The organism is Actinomadura kijaniata NBRC 14229 (assembly GCF_001552175.1).
In the GTDB taxonomy this organism is placed as follows: domain Bacteria; phylum Actinomycetota; class Actinomycetes; order Streptosporangiales; family Streptosporangiaceae; genus Spirillospora; species Spirillospora kijaniata.
Genome location: NZ_BCQR01000072.1, coordinates 1 through 12,110, shown reverse-complemented (window position 1 = coordinate 12,110; position 12,110 = coordinate 1). Strand labels below are relative to the sequence as shown.

Genomic DNA, 12,110 nt, shown 5'->3' with positions numbered 1-12,110 from the left:
CCGGCGCGGCGGGCCGCAGGGCGTGGCGTCCGCCCGGACCGACCACCTGGGCGACCGGCACAGCATCGTCCTCGACCCCGCCACCTACCGCCACCTCGGCACCCGGTACACGGTCGCCCGCACGGACACGGTCGAGGGCAGGACGGTCACCTACCGGGCGGGCACCGTCCTCGGCCGGAGCGCGGGTTCAGGAGGGCGAGGCGTCGTAGGTGGTCTGCGCCTCGATGATCTCCGCCGCGTGGCTCTTGATCCAGCCGGTCAGGGCCTGGAGGGGCTCGGTGATCCCGGCGCCGAGCGGGGTCAGCCCGTAGGACACCCGGGGCGGGACGGTCGGCTCGACGGTCCGCCTGACCAGCCCGTCCCGGACCAGGGTGCGCAGCGTCTGGGACAGCATCTTCTCGCTGACCCCCTCCACCTTCGCGCGCAGCTCGGAGAACCTCAGGTCGCCCTCGCGCAGCGCGGTCAGGACCAGGACGCCCCACCGGCCGGTGACGTGGTCGAGGACCATCCGCGCCGGGCAGTCCCGCCGGAAGACATCGTCCATCGCCGTACCGTCCCCACCTGCGAGCCTTCTTGTGGCTCAGTACCTTACCCAAAGGTACGTACTTCCTGAAAGTAAGCTGCTTTCCTATCGTCGGGGCATGGACAACACACAGCGCGTCGCGCTCGTCACCGGAGGCGGGCGCGGCATCGGCGCCGCCACGGCCGTGGAGCTGGGCCGTCGCGGCTTCCATGTGATCGTCAACTACCGCGGCGACGCGGCGGCGGCCCGGGAGACGGCCCGGGCCGTCGAGGCGGCGGGGGGCACCGCGCGCCCGTTCCAGGCCGATGTCCGCGACGCCGCCGGCGTCGCGGACATGGCCGCGGCCTGCGGTCCCGTGGACGCCCTGGTCTGCAACGCCAACATCACCCCGCCGTTCGCGCCGTTCGAGGACATCCCGTGGGACGCCTTCATGGACAAGGTGGGCGGGGAGCTGGCCGCCGCCTTCCACGTCACGCGCGCCCTGCTGCCCGGCATGCGCGAGCGGCGCGGCGGGGCGATCGTCTACGTCTCCAGCCTGAGCGCCGAGCTGACCCGCCCCGGCGCCATCGCCCACGCCACCGCCAAGGCCGCGCTGGACACCTTCGCCCGGTACGTGGCCGCCGAGGCGGGGCCGCACGGCGTCGCCGTCAACGTCGTCTCCCCCGGCGCCGTCCGCACCGACGTCCCGGCCGCCGCGCGCACCCAGACCGAGGCCGAGCTGAGCGCGCGGTCCATCCTCGGCCGCATGGTCGAGCCCGCCGACGTGGCGCCGGTGATCGCCGCGCTGCTCGACGGCGGCTTCCCCGCGGTCACCGGCGCCCGCATCCCGGTGGACGCCGGTTTCCGCGTCCTCACCGCGCCCTGAGGCTCAGCCCGGGGGTCAGCGGGGCGCGACGTGCCGGTCGGCCCAGGAGCGGACGGCCTCGAACAGGATCGGGGCGGTGCGCTGCAGGTTGATCGAGTGGCCGGAACCGGGGACCACCACCGCCCGCAGGCGCGCGGACGGCCCGTACCAGGGAGCCTCCTGCGCCCGCAGGGCGGCGGGGCCGGAGCAGTCGGAACCGGCGCCGCCGCAGATCAGCCGGTCGTGCCGGCCGACCGCGAGCAGGACCGGGACCTGGATGCGCCGGTACTCCTCCGGCGTGGGGAACGCCTCGAACGAGGGGAAGACGTCCGGCTGCGCGGCGGCCTCGTCCCCGGCGAGGGTGGCGGGCGCCATCGTCGGGCGGTGGTAGAAGAAGTCCGCGCGCGTTCCGGGCCTGGTGGTCACGTAGCCGTCGTCGAGCCCCAGACCGGCGAAACGCGGATCACGGCCGGCCGGGTGGAGGGCCTGCTCCAGTTCGGCGAACGCCGCGTCGTTCTGCCGGCTCGCCACCCCGGTGAGCACGATGCCGTCGACGGCCCGGGGCTGGTCGACGGCGATCCGCATGGCGATCGCGGAGCCGAGCGAGTGGCCCGCCAGGACGACGCGCGCGAAGTGGCGGCCGCCGATCCGCCCGGCGCGGAGCTCGCGCAGGACCTGCTGGACGGTCCCGGTGTGGGTCTGGGGCCGGTAGCGGTCGCTGGACGGCCGGGAGCTGCGCCCGGCCCCCAGCCGGTCGATCGCCAGCGTCGCGTACCCGGCGCGGTTCATGGACTCGACGTACGACGGCACGCGGGGCGCGGGCCGCGTCGACCAGTACCCCTGCCCGTACGTGCCGCCGGGGACGAGGACCTGCACCGTGGTCGCCCGCCGGCCGGGGGGCGCGCACAGGGTGCCCGCGACGCGCTGGTCGGCGGGTTCGCCGGGCGCCATCGACACCGCGACCGTGACGCCCTGGCAGCGGGCCGGGGCGGCGGCGTGCGCCGCCGGGACCGGCGCGAACGCCGCGAACGCCAGCGCGGCCGCGGCGATGGGGAAGGTGCGCATGGATCTCCTCGTCCAAGGAAACTCTGTACGCCATACACCATAGCCAATCTTTGTACGTTGTACAGAGTTTTCTTGGACGAGGGGTCGGCGTCCCGCGCCACGGCGCTCGCCTCACCCGGGGCGGGAGGTCCAGGCGTCCACCGTCGCCGCGGCCCAGTCCCGGACGCGCTCGGGGAACCCCTCGGCGGGGAAGTCCCCGTCCCCGGCGACCTCCGCGATCGTCACGGCGAAGCGCACCGGCGGGCGGTCCACGGCCGGGGCCGCGACCTCGGGGGCGGCCGCGAGGGCCCTGCCGGGGGCACGGTGGGAGTTGCCGCGCCGGGCGTGGCGGACCCGCCGGTCCGCGCCGTCGGGACCGTCCCGCAGGTACGCGTGCAGGAGGCTCCAGGGAGGCGCGGCGTCGGTGCCCGGGATCCGGCTGGGGTGCTGGAGCAGGAAGCAGGAGACCGAGACGCCGTGCAGCGGACCCCAGGGCGGCCGCCGGGAGTGGTCCAGCGCGAGCAGCACGTGGAAGAGCTCCTCGCAGGAGCGCGGTTCCGCCGGGGCCCCGCATTCCGGACAGTGGATCACCGTCGCGTCTCCTTCCCCTGACCTGCCGCGCGCCGCCGTCCCCGAGTCTGGGATCTCCACCTGCCGGAGGGTCAAGGAGCGGGGTCGTCGCCGTTCATCGCGCGGGCGAGCCAGTCGAGCGAGCCCGTCTCCAGGGCCTGCCGCGCCAGGCGCCTGGCGGACTCGGTCCGGAGCTGCTCCAGGGAGCTGTCGATCCACGGCTGGGTGTTCCGGTTGCCCTGCTCGCGGTACTCGACGGCCTGGATCAGGCATTCGAGCTTGTCGGCGTCGCGCGCGCAGACGGCCTCGGGGCTGGACTTCCCCTCGTACTCGGACACGGCGCCCGTGATCATGGCGGCGACGGCCTCGGGCAGCCCGCGCGTCTGGTGCGCGGTGACCCGCTCGTTCGACGCCTTCGTGACGTAGGGCCGGGCCAGGTAGGGGATGTCGGTGAGGCGGGTCTCCTGGCTGTCGTGGAAGAGGCTGAGCAGCGCGGCCCGCGCGGGATCGGCCCCCTCCAGCGCGGCCAGCACGCTCGCGATGACCGCCGCGCGGAGCGAGTGGTCCGCGATGCTCTCGGGGTCCCCGACACCCGCGACGAGCCAGCCCGTCCGCCGGTAGCGCTTGAGCAGCCCGATCTCGTACAGGAACCCCGCCAGCCGCTCCGTCTCGTCCGCCACGCTCACCCTTTCCCACGACCGCCGACCACACGACGACCGTAGAGCACGACCCGGCTTCCGATCTTGACGGGCGGTCCGGCGCGCCCCAGGATGAGGCGCAGATGGAATCCTCCGACGCACCGGACGCGCGCCTGACGGCGTTCGGCTCCCAGCTGGTCGAAGTCCATGACCGGCTCCGCGGGGAGCTGGCCCGCCTCAGCGACGACGTGGACGCCTACCTCGACGGCGGCACGCGGCCCCGGGACCTGCGCGCGCACTGCCTGGCCTTCTGCGCCGCGCTGGAACGCCACCACACCGGCGAGGACGCCGGGGCGTTCCCCGCGCTGGCCGAGCGACACCCCGAGCTGGCCCCCACGCTGGACAAACTGCGCGAGGACCACTGGCTGGTCTCCGGCATCCTGCGCAGGCTCCAGGAGCTGGCCGGCGGGCTGGGCCCCGAGACCGGCGACCCTCGGGAGGCGCAGCGGGTGCGCGGGGAGCTGGACGGCCTGATGGCGATCGTGGAGTCGCACTTCCGGTACGAGGAGCGCAGCATCGTCGAGGCGCTCGACGCCCTGAACGTCCCGGAATGGGCGGGCGCGCCGCCCGCCTTCCTGCGGGCGGGCACGCCGACGACCCCGTAGCCCGCGTCCGTTCACCGGGCGGCTCAGCCGGCCGCCCGCCGCACCAGCTCGCCGATCCGCTCCTCCACCTCGGCCGTCACCTCGGTCAGGGCGAACGCGGTCGGCCACATCGGGCCGTCGTCCAGCTTCGCCAGGTCGTTGAACCCGAGCGTCGCGTAGCGCGCCTTGAACTTCTCCGCGCTCTGGAAGAAGCAGACGACCTTGCCGTCCAGCGCGTAGGCGGGCATCCCGTACCAGAGCTTCGGTTCGAGGGCCGGGGCGTTGGCGGTGACGACGGCGTGGACGCGCTCGGCCATGACCCGGTCCGGGTCCCGCATCTCGGCGATCTTCGCGAGCACGTCCCGCAGCGCCTCGGCCGCCTTGTCCGCCCGCGAGGCCCGGCGGGCCGCCTTCTTCTGCTCCTGGGCGTGCTCCTTCATCGCGGCCCGCTCCTCGGCGGTGAACCCCTCGTAGCTGCTGTTCGCGGTGCCGGCCATGGTCACTCCCTGGTGTTCGTGGGTCCTGGTCCGCCCGGTGGTGCCGGGTCGACCTCCGTGGTCATACTGTCCCCCGGCCGGGGCACGGGCCGCTTCCGTGCCGACCACGGAAACCACCACGGAGAACGGGTCGGTGCCGGTCCCGGAGCGCCCCCGACGCCCGAGGACGCGGCCCGTGGCTGAGCGCGTTCAAGGCCATGGACATGGACGAGCGGTGGGCGGACAGGTCCCCGGAGACCATGCTGGAGACGTTCCGCTGGTTCCGGGGCGAGGGCTTCCGGCCCCTCCCCACCACGCCCGGCCGGGTCAGGCGGTCCGGTTCTCGGTCTCCGGGGCGGCGTGGCGGGCCGTCTTCACCGCCGAGACCAGCAGGATCAGGGCCAGGGCGGGGATCAGGACCAGGTCGGGGACGGTGCCCAGCAGCAGGCCGCCCAGCAGGGCCCCGGCGACCGACCCGGCGACCATGACCGCCACGAACCGGCGGTGCGCGCCCAGCACGGCGAAGCTGCCGTCCCGGCTGTAGCGGGCGAAGGCCACCAGCATGGTGGGCAGCGACACCACCAGCGACAGGCTCCCGGCGGTCCTGATGTCCACGGCGAACAGCAGCACGATCGTGGGGATCAGCAGCTCGCCCCCGGCCACGCCCATGATGGCGGCGACCACGCCGATCCCGAACCCGGCCACCGCCCCGGCGACCGTCTGGACCGGGCCGGGCAGCGCCAGGGAGCCCGGCGCGGCGTGGGTCGCGACCAGTGCCGCGGCCATCAGCACCATCAGCGCCGCCAGCACCCGGTGGAGGGTGGCGGTGCGCGTCCGCACCGCCCACGACGCCCCGACCCAGGCCCCCAGCAGGCTTCCGGCCAGCAGGTTGGCCGCCGCCGTCCAGTGCGCGGCGACCTCGGCGGCCGGGACCGCGGCCAGCCGGGCGGGCAGCGCGGTCAGCACCACGATCAGGCTCATCGCCTTGTTGAGGATGACCGCCGCCAGGGCCGCGAACCCGAACACCCCGATCAGCAGCGGCAGCCGGAACTCCGCCCCGCCCAGGCCGATCATCCCGCCCAGCACCCCCACGGCGGCCCCGGCCGCGAACACCGGCGGCATCGACCGCGCCTTGCCGGCCGCCGTCGCGGTGGCGTCGTCGGTGCTCATCTCGGCCCCTCCCATCGCCCGGCCCCGCGCCGGGCACGCGGTCAGGGTCCAAGGATGCCGTGCCGCCGCCCGGGGACCGGGCGCGCGGTCACCACGCGACGGGGCCGAGGCGGTCGACGAAGATCCCGGTCGGCCCGTCGGCGCCGAGCGTCGCGAGCCGGACGATCGAGTCGGTGCCCTCGGTGACCGTCAGCTCGCCGGTGTGGTGGTTCATGTCGGTGGCGGCGAACTTCCGGTTGGCGACCTCCCCGGGGGTGGCGACGTTGAACCTGATGTCCGGCAGCGCCTGGGCGTACCGGACGGTGATCATGTTCAGCGCCGCCTTCGAGGAGCTGTAGGCCAGCTCGTGCATCCGGGAGACGGGCTGGTCCGGGTCGGTCACGACCGCGAACGAGCCGCCGCCGCTGGACACCATGACCACCCGCGGCTCGTCCGCCGCCCGCAGCAGGGGCAGGAACGCGTGCGTGACCCTGACCGGCCCGTACACGTTGGTGTCGTAGACCGCGTGGATCTCCTCGGCCGTGGCGTCCGCGGGCGCGACGACGTTCCCCGGCGTACCGGCGTTGTTGATCAGTACGTCCAGCCGGTCGGTGTGCTCCCGGACGAGCCGCACCGCGCCGGCCACCGACGCGTCCGAGGTCACGTCCAGCGGGACCATGACCACGTCCACGCCGCCGTCGGCCAGCCGGGCGGCGGCCTCCCGTCCCCGGCCCTCGTCGCGCGAGCCGAGGAAGACCGTCCAGCCCCGCTCGCCGAGCCGCCGGGCCGCCTCGAAACCGAGCCCCTTGTTGCCGCCGGTGACCAGCACCGTGGTCCGCTCCGCCGGGCGCTGCGCCTTCGTGGTCGCCATGGTTTCGTCCTCACTCGTGGGGGTCGTGTGCCGCGCGGATCGTCGGCGCGGCATGCTGACGAGCAAGAGACGCCGGTGTCCCGTCCCCCGTGACAGAGCCGTTCACGTGACGTACGTCACCGGCCGCGGATGTCACGAAGCGGCGGGTTGCGGAGTCTTCTGCCAGGAGCACGGTCGAGAACGGACGGGCGGGAGCCGGGTATGAGCGAGGGCGATTCCGTGGGCGCCGCCACCGAGGCGTTCGTGGCCCACCGCAATCTGCTGTTCACCGTGGCCTACGAGATGCTCGGCTCGGCCGCCGACGCCGAGGACGTCCTCCAGGAGGTCTGGCTGCGGTGGGCGGGCGTGGACCTGGACGAGGTGCGGGACCGGCGGGCCTACCTGGTGCGGATCACCACCCGGAAGGCGCTGGACCGGCTGCGGACGCTCGGCCGCCGCAAGGAGTCCTACGTGGGGCCGTGGCTGCCCGAGCCGTTGCTGACCACGCCCGACGTGGCCGAGGACGTGGAGCTGGCCGACAGCGTCTCGATGGCGATGCTGCTGGTGATGGAGACCCTCGGCCCGACCGAGCGGGCGGTGTTCGTGCTGCGCGAGGTGTTCGACCTGGACTACGACGAGATCGCCCAGGCCGTCGACAGGACCCCGGCCACCGTCCGCCAGATCGCCCACCGGGCACGGGCGCACGTCGCCGCCCGCCGGCCACGCGACGTCGTCTCCCCGGCCGAGAGCCGGGCCGCGCTCCAGGCGTTCCAGCGCGCGCTCGAAACCGGCGACCTGCAAGGTCTGCTGGACGTCCTCGCACCCGACGTCGTCCTGCTGAGCGACGGCGGCGGGGTCGTGCACGCCGTGCGGCGGCCCATCACCGGGGCCGACAAGGTGGCCCGCCTGCTGGCCGTCGGCTGGAACAAGGTCGGCGCCTGGACGTCGGTCGAACCGGTCCAGGTCAACGGCCACCCGGCGCTGGTCCTGCGACGCGACGGGGGGATCCACGGCGTCGCGGCGATGCGGATCGAGGACGGTCTCGTCACCGGGCTCTACTTCGTGGTCAACCCCGAGAAGCTGTCGCGGGTGGGGCGGGAGACCGCGCTGAGCCGCTGAGCCCGCGACGCCCCGAGCGGATCACGTCGAGGTCGCGCCCCGGCCGCCGCGGCGGCCCGCCACGGCGGCCCCGACCGAAGCCGCCGAGCACAACAGCACGCCGAGGCCGAGGTACCAGGGCACGCGGTCCACCGTGGAGCCGTCCTCCCAGCGGCAGGTCGCCTGGGGCGGGAACGCCCTCCGCTCCATGTCGTCGAAGCCGGGGCCCTGCGCGGCGGGCGGGTCGGGAACGCCGTAACGCCACAGGTTGCAGGAGTGGTAGTCGTTCTCCCAGGGGACGAGCAGGAACAGGCCGACCAGGTACAGGCCTCCGGCGGCCACGGCGAGCGCGACCGCGGCCCGGCGCCGCCTCGCCCTGGAGGTGTCGTCGCGAGCTGATCTGATAGCGGTTCCCTCCTCCGGCGCACGGACCACTCCATCATCGGCCGTGATCGGGTTCGCTCGGACCGGTTCGGCGTGGTGGGTCACCTTTCGGGGGCGCCGTGCGTCTGGTGGGTGACTCGAAGGGAGCGTTCTGTGGATCGGAACGGGGTTTTTCAGCGGGAGCGGGCGCGTCTGCTCGCGGTGGCGTTCCGGGTGCTCGGCTCGGAGGCCGACGCCCAGGACGTCGTGCAGGAGGCCTGGGAGCGGTACGCCGCCGCCGACCCCGCGGAGATCCGCAACACCCAGGCGTGGCTGACCACCGTGGTGACCCGGCTGTGCCTGGACTTCCTGCGGCGGGCCCGGGAGGTCCCCCGGCGGCCCGAGGAGCTTCCCGCGGTGGACGGGGGCGACGACCCGCAGGAGGTCGTGGCGCTGGCCGGGGAGCTGACCTCGGCGATGGTGGTCGTCGTCGAGGAGCTGACGCCGCCGCAGCGGGTCGCGCTGATCCTCCACGACGTGTTCGGCGTCCCCTTCGAGGAGGTCGCCCGCGTCCTGGACACCTCCCCCGCGTCGGCGAAGAAGCTGGCCAGCCGGGCGCGGGGGCGGCTGCGCCGGGCCGACGCGCCCGGGGGCGACGAGCCCGGCCGGGCCCGGCCCGTGGTGGAGGCGTTCCTCCGGGCCGCCCGGCAGGGCGACCTCGACGGGCTCGTGGCCGTCCTCCACCCGGACGTGGTGCGGACCGCCGACCCCCAGGCGGTTCCGGCCGGGGCCGCCCAGCGGATCCGGGGCGCGCGGGAGGTCGTCGCCGAGACCCGGGCGCTACGGGACAACGCCAGGAACGCCCGGCTGGTCACCGTCGACGGGCGGCCCGGGATCGCCGTCGGGTCGCACCTCGCGCTGGTCTTCCGGGTCGTCGACGGGCTCATCGTCCACTACGACGTCGTCGCCGACCCGCGGCGTCTGGACCTGCTGCGGATCGAGGGCTGACCGATGTTCGTCGCCTATGTCGCCGTCACCGTCGCCACGATCGTGGCCAACGCCGCCATCGCCGTCGCCGACCTGGCCGGGGCCCGGTTCGTGCTGGCCAACTCGGCCGAGGTCGGGGTGCCCCGGTCGGCCCTTCCCGCGCTGGCGCTGCTGAAGGCCGCCGGTGCGGGCGGGCTGCTGCTCGGGCTGCTCGGGGTGGAGCTCCTCGGGACCGCCGCCGCCGCCGGGCTGGTGCTGTTCTTCCTCGGGGCCGTCGTCGCGCACGTCCGGGCGCGGGTCTTCCACAACATCGCGTTCCCCGGCGCCTTCCTCGCCCTGGCGGTGGGCTCGCTGGCGCTCGCCGCCCTGCGCTGAGGGGCGGCCGTCAGATCCAGCCGGACCCGGTCGCGATGCGGACCGCGTCGGTGCGGCCGCGGGCGTTCAGCTTCGTGATGATCGCCGTCAGGTTGTTGCGGACCGTGCCGGGCGACAGGTGCAGCCGGGTCGCGATCTCGTCGGGCTCGGCGCCCTCGGCGGCCAGCGCGAGGACGTCCCGTTCGCGCGGGGTCAGGGGGTTGTCCGACAGGTCCCACGCGGTGAGCGCCAGGGACGGGTCCAGCACGCGTTCGCCGGACGCCACGCGGCGGATCGCGGCGGCCAGCTCCTCGGGCGGGGCCGTCTTGAGCAGGAAGCCCTGGACCCTCGCGTCCAGGGCGCGGCGCAGGTGGCCGGGCTTGCCGTGGGCGGTGAGCATCAGGGCCTTGCAGGCGGGCAGCCTCTCGCGGAGCTCGGCCGCCGCCGCCAGGCCGTCCTTGCGGGGCATGTCGATGTCCATCACCGCGACGTCGGGGCGCAGGGCCAGGGCCCTGTCGACGGCCTCGGCGCCGTCGGACGCCTCGGCGACGACCTCCAGGTCCGCCTCCAGGTTCAGCAGCGCGGCGAGCGCGCCGCGGATGATGTGCTGGTCTTCGGCGAGCAGAACCCGGATCACGATCACGAGCCTACCCGTGAGGAATTCACGGGTGCCGCGTGATCGGCGCTCTACTGCGGGACGTCGCAGGTCAGCAGGCTTGGAGACATGAGCGATGCGGTGGAGCTGGACGCGGTCAGCAGGGTGTACGGGAAGGGGCGCGGGGCGGTCGCCGCCCTGCGCGAGGTGTCGGTGGGGCTGCCCCGCGGCCGGTTCACGGCCGTGATGGGGCCGTCGGGGTCGGGCAAGAGCACGCTCCTGCACTGCGCGGCGGGGCTGGACCGGCCGACGGCCGGGCGGGTGCGCCTCGGCGGCACGGAGCTGTCGGGGATGGGCGAGGCGCGGCTGACGGAGCTGCGGCGGCAGCGGATCGGGTTCGTGTTCCAGGCGTTCAACCTGGTCCCGTCGCTGACCGTCGAGCAGAACGTCACCCTCCCGCTGCGCCTGGCCCGCCGGAGGGCCGACCGGGCCTGGCTCGGCGAGGTCCTGGAACGCGTGGGTCTCGGCGCGCGGGCGTCGCACCGGCCCGCGCAGCTGTCGGGCGGGCAGCAGCAGCGGGTCGCGATCGCGCGGGCGCTGGTCACGCGGCCGGAGGTGGTGTTCGGGGACGAGCCGACCGGGGCGCTGGACACCATGACCGCGCGGGAGGTGCTGCGGCTGCTGCGGGAGACCGTCGACCAGCTGGGGCAGACGGTGGTGATGGTGACGCACGACCCCGTGGCCGCCTCGTACGCCGACACCGTCCTCTACCTGGCGGACGGGCGGATCGTGGACACGATGCACACGCCGTCCGCCGAGGCCGTCGCCGAGCGCATGACCCGTCTGGGGGCGTACGCCTGATGCTGTCACTCGCCTTGAACACGTTGCGGTACCGCAAGGCCGCGTTCGCCGGGGCGTTCGTCGCGCTGTTCTGCGCGGCGGCGATGGTGTGCGCGTGCGGGATGCTGCTGGACACCGGCCTGCGCGGGACCGTGAAGCCCGAACGGTACGCGGGCGCGCCGATCGTCGTCGCCGGGGACCCCGAGACCCGTTTCCAGAAGCGGAAGGTGAAGGGGGACGAGGTCAAGACCAAGGTGAAGAGCAAGCCCAACACCGCGCGGGCGTGGATCCCGGCGGAGCTGGCGGAACGGCTGCGGGGCGTGCCGGGCGTGCGCTCGGTGGTGACCGAGGTCAGCTTCCCGGTGCCGGGGACGGGGGCCGAGGGGCACGGCTGGGAGTCGGCGGCGCTGACGCCGTTCACGCTGCGGGCCGGGCGGGCCCCGGTGGCCGACGGCGAGATCGTGGTCGACGCCGGCGGGCCCGGGGTCGGGGCGCGCGTCGGGTCCTACCGGGTCGTGGGCGTCACCAGGGAGCGGCTGGAGCACCAGCGTGTCGTGTTCCTCTCGACCGGGGAGGCGCGGCGGCTGGCGGTCCGGGCCGGGAAGGTGAACGCCGTCGGCGTGTGGCCCGCCGGGGCCGAGGGCGCGGTGCGGGAGGCCGTGCGCGGGTCGGGCGCGGTCGTGCAGGTCGGAGACGGCCGGGGGCGCGTGGAGTTCCTGGGCGCGGACGGGGCGCGGGCCCGGCTGGTGAGCATGGGCGCGGCCCTCGGCGGAACGTCGCTGATCGTGGCGCTGCTGTCGGTGGTGGGCACGTTCGGCCTGGCCATGCAGCAGCGCGAACGCGAGCTGGCGCTGCTGCGGGCCGTGGCGATGACGCCGCGGCAGCTCCGCAAGATGATCGGGAGTGAGGCGCTGGTGCTGGGGCTCGCGGCGGCGGTGCCGGGGGCGCTGGCGGGGATGCTGCTGGGCGGGTGGCTGCACGGGGCGTTCACCGCGCTGGGCGCGATCCCGGCGAACCTGCCGCTCAGCGTGGGCGTGTTCCCGCCGGTCGTGGCGGTGGCGGCGACGGTCCCGGCGGCGTGGCTGGCGGCGCGGGTCGCGGCGCGGCGGGTCGCGCGGCTGCGGCCGGTGGAGGC

At 74.8% G+C, this 12,110-nt stretch carries 16 protein-coding genes; 7 read left to right on the top strand and 9 right to left on the bottom strand.

Annotated features, from left to right (window positions below; all coding sequences use genetic code 11):
• Positions 1 to 187 precede the first annotated feature (187 nt).
• A complete protein-coding gene (locus AKI01S_RS22840; RefSeq protein WP_067821523.1) occupies positions 188 to 544 on the bottom strand; it encodes a winged helix-turn-helix transcriptional regulator in 357 nt (118 codons plus the stop codon).
• A 97-nt stretch (positions 545 to 641) separates the two neighbouring features.
• Here AKI01S_RS22840 and AKI01S_RS22835 point away from each other — a divergent pair, with 97 nt between their 5' ends.
• The gene (locus AKI01S_RS22835) at positions 642 to 1,388 is read left to right on the top strand and encodes an SDR family oxidoreductase (RefSeq protein ID WP_067821519.1); all 747 of its coding nucleotides are present in this window, start codon (positions 642 to 644) and stop codon (positions 1,386 to 1,388) included.
• A gap of 15 nt (positions 1,389 to 1,403) precedes the next feature.
• Here AKI01S_RS22835 and AKI01S_RS22830 read toward each other — a convergent pair whose 3' ends face one another.
• The 3 genes from AKI01S_RS22830 to AKI01S_RS22820 all read right to left on the bottom strand — a co-directional run bounded on the left by AKI01S_RS22830 (position 1,404) and on the right by AKI01S_RS22820 (position 3,661).
• The gene (locus AKI01S_RS22830; RefSeq protein WP_218009775.1) at positions 1,404 to 2,432 is read right to left on the bottom strand and encodes an alpha/beta hydrolase; all 1,029 of its coding nucleotides are present in this window, start codon (positions 2,430 to 2,432) and stop codon (positions 1,404 to 1,406) included.
• A 111-nt stretch (positions 2,433 to 2,543) separates the two neighbouring features.
• Positions 2,544 to 3,002: a DUF5946 family protein gene (locus AKI01S_RS22825; protein ID WP_157420040.1), complete on the bottom strand. Its 459-nt coding sequence runs from the start codon at positions 3,000 to 3,002 to the stop codon at positions 2,544 to 2,546.
• Between the two features lie 71 nt (positions 3,003 to 3,073).
• The gene (locus AKI01S_RS22820; protein WP_067821516.1) at positions 3,074 to 3,661 is read right to left on the bottom strand and encodes an HD domain-containing protein; all 588 of its coding nucleotides are present in this window, start codon (positions 3,659 to 3,661) and stop codon (positions 3,074 to 3,076) included.
• Positions 3,662 to 3,762: 101 nt separating this feature from the next.
• Here AKI01S_RS22820 and AKI01S_RS22815 point away from each other — a divergent pair, with 101 nt between their 5' ends.
• The gene (locus AKI01S_RS22815) at positions 3,763 to 4,284 is read left to right on the top strand and encodes a hemerythrin domain-containing protein (protein ID WP_067821512.1); all 522 of its coding nucleotides are present in this window, start codon (positions 3,763 to 3,765) and stop codon (positions 4,282 to 4,284) included.
• 23 nt (positions 4,285 to 4,307) lie between these two features.
• Here AKI01S_RS22815 and AKI01S_RS22810 read toward each other — a convergent pair whose 3' ends face one another.
• From AKI01S_RS22810 to AKI01S_RS22800, 3 genes are all read right to left on the bottom strand, one after another.
• Positions 4,308 to 4,760: an iron chaperone gene (locus tag AKI01S_RS22810; RefSeq protein WP_067821508.1), complete on the bottom strand. Its 453-nt coding sequence runs from the start codon at positions 4,758 to 4,760 to the stop codon at positions 4,308 to 4,310.
• Between the two features lie 306 nt (positions 4,761 to 5,066).
• Positions 5,067 to 5,909 (bottom strand): sulfite exporter TauE/SafE family protein, encoded by an 843-nt coding sequence (locus AKI01S_RS22805; protein WP_067821505.1) that lies wholly within the window; start codon positions 5,907 to 5,909, stop codon positions 5,067 to 5,069.
• Between the two features lie 88 nt (positions 5,910 to 5,997).
• Positions 5,998 to 6,759 (bottom strand): SDR family oxidoreductase, encoded by a 762-nt coding sequence (locus AKI01S_RS22800; protein ID WP_067821502.1) that lies wholly within the window; start codon positions 6,757 to 6,759, stop codon positions 5,998 to 6,000.
• A gap of 201 nt (positions 6,760 to 6,960) precedes the next feature.
• On the opposite strand from AKI01S_RS22800, the gene AKI01S_RS22795 reads away from it, so the two are divergent.
• Entirely contained in the window at positions 6,961 to 7,857 is an 897-nt protein-coding gene (locus tag AKI01S_RS22795; RefSeq protein ID WP_157420038.1) for an RNA polymerase sigma-70 factor, read from the top strand.
• 21 nt (positions 7,858 to 7,878) lie between these two features.
• Here the strand turns inward: AKI01S_RS22795 and AKI01S_RS22790 are convergent, their stop codons facing one another.
• Positions 7,879 to 8,178 carry a hypothetical protein gene (locus AKI01S_RS22790; RefSeq protein ID WP_067821496.1) on the bottom strand — a complete coding sequence of 100 codons (300 nt, stop codon included), beginning with the start codon at positions 8,176 to 8,178 and terminating at the stop codon, positions 7,879 to 7,881.
• 195 nt (positions 8,179 to 8,373) lie between these two features.
• On the opposite strand from AKI01S_RS22790, the gene AKI01S_RS22785 reads away from it, so the two are divergent.
• Together AKI01S_RS22785 and AKI01S_RS22780 are read left to right on the top strand one after the other, a co-directional pair.
• On the top strand, positions 8,374 to 9,207 hold the full coding sequence (locus AKI01S_RS22785) for a sigma-70 family RNA polymerase sigma factor (RefSeq protein WP_245681735.1): 834 nt from the start codon (positions 8,374 to 8,376) through the stop codon (positions 9,205 to 9,207).
• 3 nt (positions 9,208 to 9,210) lie between these two features.
• Entirely contained in the window at positions 9,211 to 9,561 is a 351-nt protein-coding gene (locus AKI01S_RS22780; RefSeq protein ID WP_067821491.1) for a DoxX family protein, read from the top strand.
• Between the two features lie 10 nt (positions 9,562 to 9,571).
• Here AKI01S_RS22780 and AKI01S_RS22775 read toward each other — a convergent pair whose 3' ends face one another.
• A complete protein-coding gene (locus AKI01S_RS22775) occupies positions 9,572 to 10,177 on the bottom strand; it encodes a response regulator transcription factor (protein ID WP_218009774.1) in 606 nt (201 codons plus the stop codon).
• Positions 10,178 to 10,264: 87 nt separating this feature from the next.
• On the opposite strand from AKI01S_RS22775, the gene AKI01S_RS22770 reads away from it, so the two are divergent.
• Complete coding sequence (locus AKI01S_RS22770) at positions 10,265 to 10,996, top strand: ABC transporter ATP-binding protein (protein WP_067821488.1); 732 nt, start codon at positions 10,265 to 10,267, stop codon at positions 10,994 to 10,996.
• A 14-nt stretch (positions 10,997 to 11,010) separates the two neighbouring features.
• On the top strand, positions 11,011 to 12,110 hold a 1,100-nt coding region (locus AKI01S_RS22765), incomplete at its 3' end, for an ABC transporter permease (RefSeq protein WP_245681734.1).